This window comes from Helicobacter apodemus, from assembly GCF_000765745.2.
Lineage (GTDB): Bacteria > Campylobacterota > Campylobacteria > Campylobacterales > Helicobacteraceae > Helicobacter_D > Helicobacter_D apodemus.
Genome location: NZ_JRPC02000011.1, coordinates 32,037 through 46,636 on the forward strand (window position 1 = coordinate 32,037; position 14,600 = coordinate 46,636).

18 protein-coding genes are annotated in these 14,600 nt (G+C 31.6%); 7 read left to right on the forward strand and 11 right to left on the reverse strand.

Translation table 11 applies throughout. From position 1 onward, the window contains the following. Positions 1–17 precede the first annotated feature (17 nt). Positions 18–1,046, reverse strand: coding sequence for a TrbJ/VirB5 family protein (locus LS72_RS05175; protein WP_034552597.1), 1,029 nt, complete (start codon positions 1,044–1,046; stop codon positions 18–20). Further along, a complete protein-coding gene (locus LS72_RS05180; RefSeq protein ID WP_034552600.1) occupies positions 1,046–2,203 on the reverse strand; it encodes a coiled-coil domain-containing protein in 1,158 nt (385 codons plus the stop codon). The genes LS72_RS05175 and LS72_RS05180 overlap by 1 nt, the downstream gene beginning before the upstream one ends. A gap of 212 nt (positions 2,204–2,415) precedes the next feature. Here LS72_RS05180 and LS72_RS05185 point away from each other — a divergent pair, with 212 nt between their 5' ends. Further along, positions 2,416–2,763, forward strand: coding sequence for a hypothetical protein (locus LS72_RS05185; protein WP_034552602.1), 348 nt, complete (start codon positions 2,416–2,418; stop codon positions 2,761–2,763). A 104-nt stretch (positions 2,764–2,867) separates the two neighbouring features. Here the strand turns inward: LS72_RS05185 and rrpB are convergent, their stop codons facing one another. Next, on the reverse strand, positions 2,868–3,200 hold the full coding sequence (gene rrpB / locus LS72_RS05190) for a MarR family transcription factor RrpB (RefSeq protein WP_034552604.1): 333 nt from the start codon (positions 3,198–3,200) through the stop codon (positions 2,868–2,870). 194 nt (positions 3,201–3,394) lie between these two features. On the opposite strand from rrpB, the gene LS72_RS05195 reads away from it, so the two are divergent. The 3 genes from LS72_RS05195 (at position 3,395) to LS72_RS05205 (ending at position 6,173) form a co-directional block, all read left to right on the forward strand. Beyond that, entirely contained in the window at positions 3,395–3,910 is a 516-nt protein-coding gene (locus LS72_RS05195; protein WP_034552606.1) for a DinB family protein, read from the forward strand. A 275-nt stretch (positions 3,911–4,185) separates the two neighbouring features. Continuing rightward, on the forward strand, positions 4,186–4,836 hold the full coding sequence (locus LS72_RS05200; protein ID WP_052087212.1) for a LysE family translocator: 651 nt from the start codon (positions 4,186–4,188) through the stop codon (positions 4,834–4,836). A 167-nt stretch (positions 4,837–5,003) separates the two neighbouring features. Continuing rightward, entirely contained in the window at positions 5,004–6,173 is a 1,170-nt protein-coding gene (locus LS72_RS05205; RefSeq protein ID WP_034552611.1) for an SLAC1 family transporter, read from the forward strand. Between the two features lie 104 nt (positions 6,174–6,277). Here LS72_RS05205 and LS72_RS05210 read toward each other — a convergent pair whose 3' ends face one another. The 3 genes from LS72_RS05210 to LS72_RS05220 all read right to left on the reverse strand — a co-directional run bounded on the left by LS72_RS05210 (position 6,278) and on the right by LS72_RS05220 (position 8,143). Next, the gene (locus tag LS72_RS05210) at positions 6,278–6,772 is read right to left on the reverse strand and encodes an NAD(P)H-dependent oxidoreductase (RefSeq protein WP_034552615.1); all 495 of its coding nucleotides are present in this window, start codon (positions 6,770–6,772) and stop codon (positions 6,278–6,280) included. 203 nt (positions 6,773–6,975) lie between these two features. Further along, the gene (locus tag LS72_RS05215) at positions 6,976–7,641 is read right to left on the reverse strand and encodes a LysE family translocator (protein ID WP_034552617.1); all 666 of its coding nucleotides are present in this window, start codon (positions 7,639–7,641) and stop codon (positions 6,976–6,978) included. Continuing rightward, positions 7,634–8,143 carry a YqcI/YcgG family protein gene (locus LS72_RS05220; protein ID WP_052087213.1) on the reverse strand — a complete coding sequence of 170 codons (510 nt, stop codon included), beginning with the start codon at positions 8,141–8,143 and terminating at the stop codon, positions 7,634–7,636. The genes LS72_RS05215 and LS72_RS05220 overlap by 8 nt, the downstream gene beginning before the upstream one ends. A gap of 438 nt (positions 8,144–8,581) precedes the next feature. Between LS72_RS05220 and LS72_RS05225 the strand changes: the two genes are divergently transcribed. Continuing rightward, the gene (locus LS72_RS05225; RefSeq protein ID WP_034552619.1) at positions 8,582–9,046 is read left to right on the forward strand and encodes a DMT family transporter; all 465 of its coding nucleotides are present in this window, start codon (positions 8,582–8,584) and stop codon (positions 9,044–9,046) included. Here the strand turns inward: LS72_RS05225 and LS72_RS05230 are convergent. The 4 genes from LS72_RS05230 to LS72_RS05245 all read right to left on the reverse strand — a co-directional run bounded on the left by LS72_RS05230 (position 9,039) and on the right by LS72_RS05245 (position 12,657). Then, positions 9,039–9,773 (reverse strand): amino acid ABC transporter ATP-binding protein, encoded by a 735-nt coding sequence (locus LS72_RS05230; protein WP_034552622.1) that lies wholly within the window; start codon positions 9,771–9,773, stop codon positions 9,039–9,041. The two genes, LS72_RS05225 and LS72_RS05230, sit on opposite strands and share 8 nt — an antisense overlap. After that, positions 9,770–10,486 carry an amino acid ABC transporter permease gene (locus LS72_RS05235; RefSeq protein ID WP_034552625.1) on the reverse strand — a complete coding sequence of 239 codons (717 nt, stop codon included), beginning with the start codon at positions 10,484–10,486 and terminating at the stop codon, positions 9,770–9,772. The genes LS72_RS05230 and LS72_RS05235 overlap by 4 nt, the downstream gene beginning before the upstream one ends. Further along, entirely contained in the window at positions 10,486–11,307 is an 822-nt protein-coding gene (locus LS72_RS05240) for a transporter substrate-binding domain-containing protein (RefSeq protein ID WP_052087214.1), read from the reverse strand. The genes LS72_RS05235 and LS72_RS05240 overlap by 1 nt, the downstream gene beginning before the upstream one ends. A gap of 189 nt (positions 11,308–11,496) precedes the next feature. Beyond that, positions 11,497–12,657 (reverse strand): trans-sulfuration enzyme family protein, encoded by a 1,161-nt coding sequence (locus LS72_RS05245; RefSeq protein ID WP_034552627.1) that lies wholly within the window; start codon positions 12,655–12,657, stop codon positions 11,497–11,499. Positions 12,658–13,050: 393 nt separating this feature from the next. On the opposite strand from LS72_RS05245, the gene LS72_RS11570 reads away from it, so the two are divergent. Beyond that, on the forward strand, positions 13,051–13,734 hold the full coding sequence (locus tag LS72_RS11570) for a cytosine permease (RefSeq protein WP_202978617.1): 684 nt from the start codon (positions 13,051–13,053) through the stop codon (positions 13,732–13,734). Here the strand turns inward: LS72_RS11570 and LS72_RS11575 are convergent. Continuing rightward, on the reverse strand, positions 13,721–13,900 hold the full coding sequence (locus LS72_RS11575) for a hypothetical protein (RefSeq protein ID WP_269149280.1): 180 nt from the start codon (positions 13,898–13,900) through the stop codon (positions 13,721–13,723). The two genes, LS72_RS11570 and LS72_RS11575, sit on opposite strands and share 14 nt — an antisense overlap. Here LS72_RS11575 and LS72_RS11580 point away from each other — a divergent pair. Beyond that, positions 13,833–14,516, forward strand: a complete 684-nt coding sequence (locus LS72_RS11580; protein WP_269149282.1) for a cytosine permease — start codon at positions 13,833–13,835, stop codon at positions 14,514–14,516. The genes LS72_RS11575 and LS72_RS11580 overlap by 68 nt on opposite strands. The last annotated feature ends 84 nt before the right edge of the window (positions 14,517–14,600 follow it).

The window sequence follows — 14,600 nt, forward strand, 5'->3', positions numbered from 1 at the left end:
TTCTCCTTAATATTGGTTTATTGTTTTCTCATTATTGGGATTCCAAATGGGTCTTTTGGAACTTCCTTACCTTTTTTTACTTGCTCTGCAAAATTAGAATCTATTTCTTGCAAACTTCTTGTATCTATCTCTTGCTTTTGATAGTCGTTTATTGGCTGTAAATTTGCTTGTTTCTCTGCAACTTCTACTTTGAGATATTTACTTTGAAGCTCATACATTTTTTGCTGTTGCTGAATATTGTAATAAAGCAAAGCATTTGTAGCTGCTGCAATCTCCTTATCTGTTGTCGCTTTGTTAAGCTGTTGTTGCATTCTTCGCATATCTTTTAGATATTGTTCGTTTTCTGATTCTTCAATATAATCTAATCGATTAGCAAGGTCTGTTAATTGTGATTCTTTCATTGCGGATTCTGCTTGTATTTTTAAGTGTTCTAGCTGTCTTTTTTCTTCTTGCTTTTTTAATATTTTTCTAGTAATTTCTCCGCTTTTATCCCCTATTCTTGCTCTTTGTGCTTCTAGTTCTAAAATCTCATTATTGATAGATTCTATATCTTTTATAAATGCTCCTGAATTACTAATAGCTGTAGTGCAAGAACTAAATCTCCCCCTTAATTTCTTACCTTTTTCTAAGGCATTTTTTAAATTTTTAGCTTGTGGTAAGCTTCTTATTGCCATACAAGTATCATAAGCTTTTTCAAAACGCCCATAAACATTATTAGGTAAATCTAAAATATCTTGATAAAGGTCAATACTTGTTTCTATAATTTTCATCGCTGAACCATAAATAGCGTAAAAATCTTTTAAATTAACTCCCGAGCTTTTTGCATTATTTACCATTTGTGTATATTGTTGCATTTGTAAAGCATAGTCTTTTGCTTGTGCTAATCCATCTTGCACATATCCCATAATGGTTTGGCTTAAATTTGTAGCATCCACCACAGGGATTCCTGCTCCATTGACTACATTAAAGGAAGAAAGAAAAATCAATGGAATACATTTTGTTTTAAAAAATTTTGTATTTATATGTTTCTTTATAGACTGCTTCATTATAAACTTATTCCTTTCTCTTGTGGTTTGGATTGAGATTTTTCATATTCTTTTGGGTATTCTGTGGCTTTTTTGATGGTATTGGGATAATCTTTTTTAAAATTAGGTAATTCTTTATGGATTCTTTGTATTCTCTCTTGAATGATTTCTGGTTTCTCTTTATTTTCCATAAGTTGGTTAAGAGCTTCATACTCTTTTTTAGATTCTAAGATTTGTTCTTTCTCGCTTTGTAGCTGAATATATTTATCGCTTATATCACCTACAATTTTTGTAAGAGCTTCTAGCTTATCTTTTTCTAATAGTTTTTGAAACTCTCGCATTTTATTTTCACTTTCTGCTAATTGTTTAGTTTGTTCTGTTTCTATAATCTGGGATAATGATTTATCTAATTTATAGAGTTGTTGGAGGAGTTCAGCAATGTCTTTGGGAGTAAATTGCATAACAATCTCTTTTAAATGCTCCTCTTCTTGTCCTCGTTTTGCCTCTAACTCTTTAATTTTCTCTTCTAATTCCTCATCACTTAGATTGGTAAATTTATTTTCCTCTGTTCTTGTTTCTTGTGAGTTAATTTTATCAAGAGGATTGGTAGTATTTTCTTGGTTTTGTGGATTTATTGCTTGATTATTTCTATATTCTTTCTCTATTAAGAGTTCGTTAATCTCTTCTTGAAAAGTTTGTTTTGAAAGCTCTGTTTCTATAGCTTCTTTTACTAATGGGCTATTATTATTTAGCTCTGTTATTGTATTTTGTGCAATCTCTATTTTTTCTTTAGGGCTAGGAGAATGGTTTTTATTAGTTTCTATCTCTTGTGTTTTTTCCCATTGTTGTATTTCTTTTTCTAATTGTTCTATTATAAGAGGTTTTTGTATAGATTGTGTGGATTCTTCGATTTTTTTATCTACCTGCCCTACTTCCTGATTTTTTTCTTGTTCCTTTTGTTCTACAATCTCTTCTTCTCTAGTTTCTTTATCTTTTTGTTGGAATTGATTAATCCTATCTAATTCTTCTTTCACACTTAATTCATCTAAATTATGTTCTCTTGCAATGTCTTTGGCATTTTGTGCGATTGTTGCTTCTGTTCTATATCCATAATCCATATTTAAAATTGCTTCATAATCGAGGTCTTTATATGGCGTTTCTTGCTCTCCTGTTGGCATTTTTGTTCCTTTAAATGAAATGTAGTATTAGTGAAGAAAATAGCACAATCACTAAAAGAATGCAAAAAATAGCATACATTTAAAAGCAAACTTTAATTTAAATAAAATTTTTAGTAATTGGTAATTTGAATTTGATTTAAATTTACTTTAAGTAGTTATTACATAAAATAAAAAACATATAATTATTTTATTGTAAGAGGTTTTTATCCAAAATGAAATTAACAAAAGAAAATTTTATGCTTTTAATTAATGAAGCTGGTTTTAAAACCAAAAAAGATTTTGCTCGTTTTATTAATTTACCTTATAACTCTATAAATAATTGGGGTAATAATAGGAATAAATTTCCTAGATATGTTACAGCATTGATGATTGCTTTAATTAAATCTCACAAATATGATAATTTAATAAACTCTAATAGCATTGCATTAGAAAATGAAAACTTAAGAAAGGAGATTAGTGATTTAAAGGAAAAGATTAATGAGTTGGAGTTGAGATTGAGTGATTTTAAAAATCTACAAAAATCTTTAGGTTCTTTAAAAGAGTATATAAACAATGTATAAAATTATTAAAATTATATTTTAATTGCCCTATTTTATATTAGGTTTAATCTAACGGATTTAGCGTATATACAGCTTTCATAATATTGTATTGAAAATTGCTCTTTTCAATACTTCCTTTTATAATGTTCTCCCCAAGTTTCTAAGGAGTGTAACACCACATCTAGGCTTTTTCCTAAGGTCGTAAGGCTATATTCCACACGTGGAGGCACTTCTGCATAGATTTTACGCTTTATAATCTTTGCCTCTTCTAGCTCTCGGAGGTTTTGTGTAAGCACTTTTTGAGAGATATTTTGATTTTTTGTTACACTTACAGATTTTTTAAGCTCGCCAAATCGCTTCGTTCCATTAAGCAAATCCCGCACAATGATGATTTTCCATTTATTGCCAATGAGATTTAAAGTCGTCTCGATTGGACAAGATGAAATATATACATTCATTTTTGCCTCCTTACTCATTCTTGATATTCTAAAATTTTCAAAAATTATAACATAAGTATATCCCTATATACCATAATAGTATCAAAAATAATACTATATGATAAAAAATATCTTACTTGCTTTTTAATACCAAGTTCTATAAAATTACAAGGTTGAAATTCCCTATTCACATTTTAAGATTTAAAGGAGATATAATGAAAGAGGCTTTATTACTTCAAGCACAATACAATCAGTTTGCTAATACCAATATGATTGCAATTTTTAAAAAAGCTTCAAAAGAATTACTTTATAGGGATTGTGGATTATATTATGGCAGTATAATGCAAACAGCAGAGCATATTCTCTGTAGTGATATAGGTATTATGTTAGGAAGATTTAGAGCATTTTCTTCCAAAGCCTTAGAGGAAGTGGAGGCAATTTTGCAAACTCTTAATCCAGATCATAGATTGCAAAGTGCAATTTATGAAGATATAGAGGCATTTGGGAGATTGCGAAGTCAAGTAGATAGCAAGATTATTACGCTTATAGAATCTATTGAGGATTTTAAAAGTGTGGATACACTTACCTTTCCTGGTGTAGAGTTTAAAAAGCCTCGCGGATTCTTTATCTTAGCACTTTTAAACCACGCAACCCATCATCGCGGACAGATTGCAGGAGCACTGGATATACTTAATATTGAAAATGACTTTAATGGAATGCTTGGAATGTAACGTTATAAATAGATTGCAATTAAGGAATTCGTAGAGATTGCCTTTGAAAATACCAATGTAATAATATTGCTTTTATTTTCTGCAATTTTATATCTTTCCATATTTTCTAAGTTCAAATATGGAATAGAAATTTTTAGGTGCTACAAATATTCTAAAAATTTATAAAAGCCTAAAATGGCTTCTTTATAGATTATTATAAAGCATTTAAAGCAAAAATGGAACAAATTTCCCAAGGTTTTTACAATATCCTTTAAGCACCTTTTCAAGGAATGTTGATGATTGAGCTTTTACTTACTTATACCCTAGCGGTTTTCTTACTCATCATAACTCCAGGTCCTGTGATTGCACTCATTATACGCAATGCTTCACTTTATGGATTTAAAACAGGATTTTTTACAAGTATAGGGGTAAATCTTGCTTCCTTAATCTTACTAATAACCGCTATTGCCATAATTTTAGGTATATTAAAAGTTTCTCCTCTTATATTATCCCTACTTAGCCTTTTAGGCTGTGTATTTATCTTTTATTTAGGGGCTAGCTCCCTTTATCACACCTTTAAAAGTTATAAAAACCAATTATCCTCTAAGATTCCTACACCACTCAATGAAAAAAATGTAAAAAAAACCTTAACTTCTAGCTTTTTAGAAGGATTTGGACTTGCTATTGGCAACCCTAAAGATATTATATTCCTAGTAGCGTTTTTCCCACAATTCATTCATATAACTAATTCTATTACTCTAAGCTTAAGCATTTTAGTAACTATATGGGTCATCCTTGATGTTGGTATTCTTGTTGGCTATGTTTTACTCACACAAAAAGCTATTTTTTTCAAATACCAAAATATTATTGGGCTTATGAGTAATATTATTTTAATATTTGTTGGAGTATTTGGGGGTTATTATTTACTCCATTCTTTGAGCCTATAATTTCGTTAATAGAGTTAAATAAGTTATATTATGGCAAAGACTAAAGTCTAAGATTCCTTAATTTATGCAAAGGTTTAAAGGCAGGTTTATTTTTTACTATCTCTTAATAATCTGTATTTTATAATACAAATCAACAACAATATTAAAGTTTAATCAAAGGAATATCAATGCCACAAGACCAACCAATGCAAGAAGCTCCAAATAAAAAGTTAAGCTCTCTACCTGTAAGCTTTTTTGGTGCGTGTATGGGGTTAAGTGCAATGAGTGTAGCGTGGTATGCAATGTCAAATTTTAGCTTACTTTATTCCACAGATTCTCAACATAATTTAACCTATATTCCCCAATCCTCTTTTATTATCTCTCCTTCTTTTGCGGATAGGCTTTCGCTTATTTTTGCGCTTCTAGCCATTGTTGTTTTTATTATGTTAAGTATTGCTTATACCATAAAGCTCATTACAAGTTTTGAAAGTTGCAAACAAGAGTTTCTCTCTCCTATAACGCGTCCATTTTTTGCTACTATTTGTATCACTCTATTGTTTTTGCCCTTCACTTTGCAAAGACTTGAAGTTCCTGAAATAATAAGCTTTATAATATGGATAATGGGTGCAATATCAATGCTCATCTTTAGTGTGCATATTGTTCAATTTTGGATTTGCCACAAATTTGAATTATCTGATATAACTCCTGCTTGGATTATCCCTGTTGTAGGATTACTTGATTTACCGCTTGCATTGCCGCTTTTTTCACAATTTGATGTAATGCCTGATGTTGGGTTTTTAATATCAATATTTTGCCTAGCAGTGGGCTTTGCTTTTACAATTTTGCTTTGCACGCTTATCTTTGCACGCATTGTATTTTTTGCCAAGCTTCCTGATAAGTTAATGCCTACTTTAGTTATTTTACTTGCGCCTTTTGGTGCTGGTGTTGGAGCATATATGGTTTTTATTTCTATGCAAGCACTTACATTAGGAGAGAATTCTTTAGGATTTCTTGCAATGGATTCTACACCCTATATCCTCTTTTTAATTGGTTTGTTTCTTTTCTTTGCCTTATTGCCGCAAATTATCCAAATCAAAAAATGTTGCCCTTTTAGAATCTCTTGGTGGGCGATTAGCTTCCCTTTAGCGGCAATATGTATCGCAAACATAAGGATTAATACAGAAATTTTAGAATTCCCAAAATCTTTTGCTCTCTTAACTTCTCCCTTGCTTAATATTGAAACAATATTTTCATTTTTTTCAACAAGCCTATTAATCTTTACAACACTAGTATTTATATGGCTTATTGTGCGGACATTAGTTGGGCTACTAAAAGGAGAGTTGCAAAATCTCTCATAAAAGTTAATAAGTCTTTAAGGATTGCAAGAGTTTTTGTATTAAAAAAGGGGTAAGAATATAATAATTAGACTTTCTAAAGATTCTTAGAGAATCTTTGGGTAATTTTAAGCCTTTAGTTTGGTAAGGTATTCCGATAAAGGGAGATTATCCGCATTAGCACTAAAAATACAAAAGGCTTCTTCTATCTTAGCACCCAAATAAGCAAAAGTATGATTAATGGGAGAGAGAAGTGTATTAATACCATAACCATGATGACCATCATAGCTTGACTCTTCCCCGTGTGCTGTGGTAATAATGCTAAAAGTTTTATCTTGTAATAATTTAGGATTAGAGCTATAGAGAATAGCGGTTAGCACTCTATCTTCCCATTCTTTCATAAGTGAGGGTGTGCTAAACCAAAAAAGCGGAAATTGAAAAATGATTTTATCAGCCTTTTGTAAAAGTGTAATTTCAGATTCTACATTAATGTTGTTATCTTTATAGGTTGTGCTAAGATTATGGATTGTGAGATTATCAAGAGATTTTGCAGCCTCTAAAAGGGCTTTATTGACCTTAGAATCCTCCCAAAAAGTATGGGCAAAAATAAGAAGTGTTTGCATAAAATTCCTTATTGATAAATTTTTTAAATTAATGAAGTTATGATTGTAGCTATTTAATAGTTTAAAGAAGCTTAGAATCCTTAGTATTAAAGCCAATAACAAAGGTAATTTATGAATACTCTTAATACTTAAGGAGAGCTGTTCAAATAAAAGATTAACCCTAACTAGCTTAATCTATAAAAATCAAGCATTTTTTCTTACACTTATAAAGAATAGGATTCATATAAGCCTCGCAACAAATAATAACCTCCAAATATCCCAACTAACATCAAAATACTATCACTAACAATCCCAATACCATTCTTATACCGCAAGAAAATAACCTTTTGCATAAGAATGGCATAACTCATAAGGATACTAAAATCAAGGAGAATCCATATTGCAACCAATAAGCTTAAGCTTAGAGTAATAGAAGGGCTTATGTGAATAAATTGTGGAAAGAATGCTATAAAAAATATAATATCCTTAGGATTACTAATAGCGATGCCAAAACCCTCTAAAAAGCTAGCAATAAAAGTTTTTTTAGCATTATTAGGCTTTGGTAGTTGTGCATTGGAATTATCAATAGATTCATCTTGATAACTTTTAAAAGTTTGATAAAGGGAGATAAAGCCCAGATAAAAGATAAATACACAACCTAAAAGGCTAAGTAGAGATAACACAAAAGGGGAAACTTGAAAGACGCCCAAAATCACAGCAATAGCAAGGACTATTAAAATTAGCGAAGCGAAATTTGTGCCTATACTTGTAAAAAGTGCTACTTTAAACCCATAAAATGAAGCATTGCGTAAAACAAGTGCAACCACAGGACCAGGAGTAGCGATAAGCAAAAAAACCGCTAAGATATAGGCAAACAAAACTTCAAGCATTAGAGTTCCTTTTAAAGATTTTTAAAGGGCATTGTGAAAATGTTTGCTTTTTATCCCCCTTAGCTACATAATCAAAATTTTCTCTAGGATTTACTATAAATGTAATAAAGTCCCCTAAATTCCTATTTTTAAAAATTTGATGATGAGGGCAGCTTATATTAAAAAACAATTCCACTGCATTAAAGCAGAAACTCCACGCAGAATCACTTGGATTTGTAGGGATATGCTCTAGCCATTTTTTGGTATCGTTATTATGCAAACATTGAAGTTGTTGCCACGCAAAAATTTGCTCTTTAAAAAGGCTAGTAAAAGAGTTTTGAAAAAATATCACCAAAGGATTATAAAGTCTTTTATCAATGGGAGTAATTTTTACAAATTCTGTGTATTCCATCATACCTTTTATGAATGTTTTGGGCTGACAAATAGGGACAAACAAAAATAAGATGCCTTGAAGTTTATAGGCTTTAAGTGCAAAAATACAAGGAAACTCTGGATTTTGCATATTTTTTTAAAATCCCTTTAAAGCTTGTTGTCTCCGCTTTTGAGATATTTGGGTATTTTGTGCTTTTAAGATTCTAAACTCCATATCCTCCCCTTTGCTTTACAATAGCTTAAATAAATTTTAGATAATAATCAACAAAACTTTAATTAATGTTTAAGGTTTTAAAATTCTTTGGGTAGGGATTAGCTATTTAATACCTTGAATAAATCATAAACTTTCTAATGAAACACCCTATCACATTGAAGTTTATAGCACAAACCCTTTATATACAAAAAGATTACAAGCCATAAAAGTTAGATTTTGCAAACCCCCTTAGCTTTGAGTAAATCTTTAACTTCCTTTTAAAATTACCTCCTAATCTTAGAGATTTATGCTAGTAACGCAACTTGCTTAATGACTTTGCTATAATTTTCTTACTTATTGTTTAAAAGGAAGTCTATGCTCTATTATATTATCGCCTTTTGTATGGGGATAGCTATTGCTATGCAAGCCCCTATTAATGCCTCTTTAGCTAAGGCTCTAGGAAACTCTCCTATTAATGCTGCACTAACCTCATTTATTATAGGCTCTATTTGTCTTCTAATTATTGCTTATTTGCAAGGCTCTTTGAATCTCTTTGCCCTTAAAACACTCTCTATACAAAATTTATGGAAACTCTTAGGGGGCATCTTGGGGGCATTTTTTGTCTTTGGGACTATTTTACTTGCCCCTAAAATTGGGTTAATTAATATGTTTTTACTAGCTCTTGTAGGACAGCTTTTAATGAGTGTTATTTTGGATAATATAGGAGCTTTTGGGCTAGTCGTCAAACCTATTACATTACAAAAAATACTAGGTTTAGGTATTATCATCATTGGGCTTTGTGTTTTCTTTTCTAAAGAGCTTAAATTAAAATTCATATAGCATTATTAAATTTCTGTAAAAATAGTTTTGCTCTATGCGTTTTAGGTGCATTAAAAAAGCTCTCTGGAGGGGATTGCTCTAATATTTTTCCCTCACTCATAAATATCACTTCATTAGCAATCTTTCTAGCAAAATTTAGCTCGTGTGTTACAAGAATCATCGTCTTATCCTTAATCATCTTTATAACATTTAAAACCTCTTCAACAAGCTCTGGATCTAAGGAACTAGTAGGCTCATCAAAAAGCAATATCTCGGGATTAAAAGCTAAGGCTCTAGCAATCCCTATTCGTTGCTGCTGCCCTCCACTTAACATACTTGGATAATACTCCGCCCTCTCCCTTAATCCTACCATATCTAAATACTTAAAGCCTATTTTATTGGCTTCGGCTTTACTATACTTATGCACACTAATAAGAGATTGCGTAATGTTTTCTAAAGCGGTTTTATTTGCAAATAAATTATAATTTTGAAAAACCATCCCAACTTTTTTACGAATTCTTTGTAAATCTCCTTTATAAATCTTTGTAAAATCAATAACTAAATCCTGCATTTTCATCATTCCGCTATCTGGCATCTCAAGCAAATTAATACACCTAAGCAAAGTGCTTTTACCACTTCCACTTGGACCAAGTAGGGCATAAACTTTGTTTTTTTCAATTTTTAAACAAATATCCTCTAAAACCCTCTGTGTTTGAAAACTTTTCTTTAAATGCATAATTTCTATCATTTAGCGCCTACAATCTTTTTATATCTTGCAATCTTTTTCTCTAAGATTCCAAAAACTTTCTCTAAAATACTGCTAATTCCCCAATAAAATAAAGCAGCAATAATATAGACTTCTAAGAATTTTGAACTTCTATCTGCTTCAAGTGTAGCAACACCCATAATCTCTGGAACAGAAGCCGCAAAAACTAAAGAAGTTTCTTTAATGAGTAAAATAAAGAAATTTAAAATATTTGGCAAAGCCACTAATAAACCTTGGGGTAAGATAATTAAATACAAAGCTTGAAGAGTGCTTAAACCTATACTATAACTTGCCTCTAATTGTCCCTTATCAATACTTAAAATTGCACTACGAAATATCTCACTTAAATAAGCAGCACAATATAAAGAATACACAAGATACATAAAATAAATAGCACTAATATTTGAAATATCAATATTTAAGCCATATTTTTGATTAAAATATCTTAACACTAAAGGGATACCATAGTAAGCTAAAAAAATTTGCACTAATACCGGAATCCCACGAAAAAATGAAATATACAATGTAGCTACTTGATAGAAAAAAAGGATTTTATAAATCCTACATAAGGCTAACACTAATCCAAAAATAGAGCCTATAACAAACCCCACAACCGCTATGGCAAGAGATAGAGGCACACCCTTAGCAATAGCAGGAATAGCACTTAAGGCATATTCAAAATCAAAAAGTTGCATTATTGACTTTGATTAATGCCAAAAAACTCAATAGAAAGATCACGAAGCTCTCCTGTTTCTTTAGCTTTCTCTAAGGCAGCATCAATTTTTTCTATAATTTTCCTAGAACCCTCTTCATTTCTAAAAATAAAATAAACATTACTTTCCTTAACTCTACCATCTAAAATTTTCAATTTCAAATTCTGCTCTTTAATAATATCTACAATACTTGTAGGATCATTTAAATGCACATCAATGCGTTTATTGACTAAATCTTGCAAAAGAGGACTCAAATCCTTATAATATCTTATCTCCAAAACATTTCCATTGGTTTTATTCCATTCTTCTAAAATTTTTGTATGTGCCGATCCAACCACACAACCAGCAATTTTACCCTTAAAATCCTCCATGGAATTAATGCTCTCCTCATCTGCCCTAGTAATAAACTGCGAAGTTGAAACAAAATAACTTTGATTATTAAATAAATACCGCTCTTCTCTCTCTGGAGTTTTAACAATTTGATTAGCCAAAACATCAAATCTAGCAGAATCTAATCCTAAAAATAAAGCACTCCAAGGAGCATAATTAAACTCAAAAGATAAAGTAGGATCTATTTTTTCTAATATTCTTAATACCTCAACATCATATCCTGTAACCTTACCCTCTTTATCCACATAACTATAAGGCTTATAAGCCCCTTCACTTCCTACTTTAACCTTAATAGTATTTTGTGATTGCAACTCTTGTGAATTGCTGCAACCTATAAAGCCTACTATCCCTATCAGAGCCACTAAAGCAACAGCATACAAAGTCCTTAAATTTGCTATATAGATTATTTTCATAAATATCCTTTTTTAAATCTTCTGTATAATTACCCAAAAGATTCCTACATATCCTCTAAATAAATAACGATAATTATAGAATCTTCACAAAAACCTTCATAAATAAAAAAATTTATTAATCAATTCCCCCATACTAATTGCCAACAAGCAATCTAAAAACCAAAATCCTATTCCTTAATTATCCTCCTCCTATATTTTATCCAAAGCATTACTTAATGCTTCTTTTAGGTCCTCTACATCTTCTAACCCAATCGACAATCGGAGTAGATTCTTAGTAATATTTAGCTCTTTTTTAACCACCTCATCCACACTTCCATGACTCATATAATAAGGGCAGCCAAAGAGGCTTTCTGCACCACCTAAACTCTCCGCTAAAATAAAATGTTTAAGGTTTTTAGCAAAAACTTGCACTTGTTGATATTCTGCTTTTAAATAAACACTCACAACACCGCCAAATAAACCATTCATTTGCTCTTTTGCAAGTTCGTGTTGGGGATGTGAGGGGAGTCCTGGATAAATCACCTTTTCTATCTTATTATGAGATTCTAAAAATCGTGCGATTTCTAAAGCATTACTACAATGCCTCTCCATTCTTAATGCTAAAGTTTTTAATCCCCTAGCGTGTAAATAAGAATCAAAAGGAGCAAGAATCATACCCGTAGAATTAGAAACAAAACGCAATTTCTCGTACAAAGAATCATCATTTAAAACAACAGCCCCTCCAACACTATCACTATGCCCATTAATATATTTCGTCATACTATGCACAACAACATCGGCACCTAAATCTAGGGGTTTTTGTAAATAAGGTGTAGCAAAAGTATTATCTACCACACTTAAAATATTATGCTTCTTAGCCATATTACAAATAGCTTTTATATCGCAAAGCTGCAAAAGTGGATTTGTTGGGGATTCTAACCAAATTATTTTAGTCTTATTCGTAATAGCAGATTGAATATTTTCTAGCTTTGTCATATCAAGGTATTTTACCTTGATATTAAAATGGTTAAACACTTTGCTTAAAAGTCGTCTTGTCCCTCCATAAATATCATCAAAGCAAAGAATCTCATCATCAGATTTTAAAAAACTTAGCAAACTCACACATTCAGCCGCTTGACCGCTTGCATAACAAATGGCGTATTTTGCATTCTCTAAGGCGGCTAATTTACTCTCTACAACTTCCCTTGTAGGATTGGTTAATCGAGAATATCCAAATCCCCTAATAGTATTTTCAAAATCTGGTTTTGCAAAGGTGCTTGCTAGATGGATAGAGCTTATAACATCACTTGAGGTTTTACCACTTAAATTAGGCTCTTCAGCTACAGATATGGCTTTGGTGCTAAACTTCATAATCTTCCTTTTCTTGTATAGATTTAACTTTGTAAAATTTTACTATTATTTTTTTAAAAAAAGACTTTTGTTGATTAAGAATATCTTATCGTAAAATTACAAGTTCTTAAGATTACTATTTTATGATGCACTAGCTCTAAATATCCCCTTGTAATGTGATTTATGTTACACTCTTAATTACCCAAATAAATGAGGTTTCACATAAGAATTATAACCTGTGTTACTTTATAGAAAAAACAAAAGAAAAAATAACAAAATTATTACAGCCTAAAAGATGATATGTTAAACTCAAATCACTTGAATATTATATAAATTTATAGGCATAAAAAAAGGTTTTTAAGCAATATCATTTATAATAAGGTAAATTTATACATTTAATTTAAAAGGCAAAGTATGCAAGAAAAAAATCATCTCTTAGAAGAGGCTATATTGCCGGTATGGAATAACCAAAGAACAATAGGATTTATAGGTTTTATTTGGATGTGGATAAGTATGGCAGTTATTATCGCTACTTTTTCGCTAGGAGAGACAGGCATTAAGTCTATGTCGCTTTTTGAAGTTTTGGGCATAATTTTCATTGCCAATGTGGCTATTGCTATTATTATGACCCTTGTAGCAGATATTGGTGTAGAACACGGGCTTTCTTTTGCGGTGTATTTACGAGCCCCCTTTGGGATAAGAGGCACACATTTCCCTTCCATTGCAAGAGGTATTGGAGCATCGATATGGTTTGGGATTCAAACCTATTTGGGGGCATTAGCCTTAAATGGAATCTCCGAATATCTACTAGGTTTTGATAATTGGTTTATATGGTATGTGCTTTTTGCCTTTATTCAAATAGTTAGCACAGGTATGGGGATTAGGGCCGTGGAGGTTATTACTTCAGTGGCAGCACCTTGTATTATTGCCGTAACGATTTGGATGTATTTCACATTAGAAGAGCTAGCACAGATTAAGGGCGTTAATATCTGGACTTTTGCAGGTAGCGAAAATATTAATCTCTTTGTCTTTTTCTTTGCAAATATGTCCTTTTGGTCTGCTTTAGCCATAGATATTCCTAATCTCACGCGTTTTTAAAAACCCAAAGTGGTGCAAAAAACTTTTTTAAAAGAAACAAAAATGTCTTTATAGCACAACTTATAGCACTTCCAGCTACACAGGCTTGGATAGGTGTTATTGGAGGTATTTCTTTTTTAGCAGCAGGACTTTGGAATCCTATAGAAGTTATACAGGCTAATGGCACAGGGCTTACAATGATTGTTTTACTTGTTATGGTGATTTTCTCTCAATGGTCTACTAATGCCCCTGCAAACCTTATCCCTGCGGCTTTAGCCTTTGTTAATGCTGGAGCACCTAAGATTCATTATTTCACCGCTGTTGTGTTTGCAGGTATCGTTGGGACTATCATTATGCCTTGGCTCATCTTAGATAATCTCTTTGTTTTCCTTGGCTACTATGGTGCAGTCCTCTCTGGTATAGCAGGAATCATCATCGCAGATTATTACATTATCCGCAAAAGAAAAGTAAATGTCCCTCATCTATACCGCTATGATGGGCAGTTTGTCTTTTATAAAGGCTTTAATTTTGCAGGTCTTTTAAGCTGGTTAATTGGAGGGGGTTTAGCCATTTATTTTACGAGCTATGCTTTTTTAGTAGGTTTTTTTGTAAGCCTCATTGTCTATGTTGTATTAATGAAAGTTTGGATTATACCAAGATACATGCAAGCAGAAATTACAAGTAAGGATAATAGCTTTCTTGGGACAAGTGTGGGTATGAATTGGGTCTATGATAATAAAAATGAGAAATTTCAGAGGGTCAAGACAGAAAATCTTAGTCTAACTTCTAGAGAGGATAGATAGATTAGAATCTTAAAAGAATTTTGCCCCTTAAGGGGGATGATGAGGAATTACAAAGAACTTAGCTATAATTCCACAAAATTTCCC

What these genes read in the sequence shown, in the direction of transcription:
- LS72_RS05175 (WP_034552597.1), bottom strand. Translation starts at nt 1,046, where the DNA reads ATGAAGCAGTCTATAAAGAAACATATAAATACAAAATTTTTTAAAACA.
- LS72_RS05180 (WP_034552600.1), bottom strand. Translation starts at nt 2,203, where the DNA reads ATGCCAACAGGAGAGCAAGAAACGCCATATAAAGACCTCGATTATGAA.
- LS72_RS05185 (WP_034552602.1), top strand. Translation starts at nt 2,416, where the DNA reads ATGAAATTAACAAAAGAAAATTTTATGCTTTTAATTAATGAAGCTGGT.
- rrpB (WP_034552604.1), bottom strand. Translation starts at nt 3,200, where the DNA reads ATGAATGTATATATTTCATCTTGTCCAATCGAGACGACTTTAAATCTC.
- LS72_RS05195 (WP_034552606.1), top strand. Translation starts at nt 3,395, where the DNA reads ATGAAAGAGGCTTTATTACTTCAAGCACAATACAATCAGTTTGCTAAT.
- LS72_RS05200 (WP_052087212.1), top strand. Translation starts at nt 4,186, where the DNA reads ATGATTGAGCTTTTACTTACTTATACCCTAGCGGTTTTCTTACTCATC.
- LS72_RS05205 (WP_034552611.1), top strand. Translation starts at nt 5,004, where the DNA reads ATGCCACAAGACCAACCAATGCAAGAAGCTCCAAATAAAAAGTTAAGC.
- LS72_RS05210 (WP_034552615.1), bottom strand. Translation starts at nt 6,772, where the DNA reads ATGCAAACACTTCTTATTTTTGCCCATACTTTTTGGGAGGATTCTAAG.
- LS72_RS05215 (WP_034552617.1), bottom strand. Translation starts at nt 7,641, where the DNA reads ATGCTTGAAGTTTTGTTTGCCTATATCTTAGCGGTTTTTTTGCTTATC.
- LS72_RS05220 (WP_052087213.1), bottom strand. Translation starts at nt 8,143, where the DNA reads ATGCAAAATCCAGAGTTTCCTTGTATTTTTGCACTTAAAGCCTATAAA.
- LS72_RS05225 (WP_034552619.1), top strand. Translation starts at nt 8,582, where the DNA reads ATGCTCTATTATATTATCGCCTTTTGTATGGGGATAGCTATTGCTATG.
- LS72_RS05230 (WP_034552622.1), bottom strand. Translation starts at nt 9,773, where the DNA reads ATGATAGAAATTATGCATTTAAAGAAAAGTTTTCAAACACAGAGGGTT.
- LS72_RS05235 (WP_034552625.1), bottom strand. Translation starts at nt 10,486, where the DNA reads ATGCAACTTTTTGATTTTGAATATGCCTTAAGTGCTATTCCTGCTATT.
- LS72_RS05240 (WP_052087214.1), bottom strand. Translation starts at nt 11,307, where the DNA reads ATGAAAATAATCTATATAGCAAATTTAAGGACTTTGTATGCTGTTGCT.
- LS72_RS05245 (WP_034552627.1), bottom strand. Translation starts at nt 12,657, where the DNA reads ATGAAGTTTAGCACCAAAGCCATATCTGTAGCTGAAGAGCCTAATTTA.
- LS72_RS11570 (WP_202978617.1), top strand. Translation starts at nt 13,051, where the DNA reads ATGCAAGAAAAAAATCATCTCTTAGAAGAGGCTATATTGCCGGTATGG.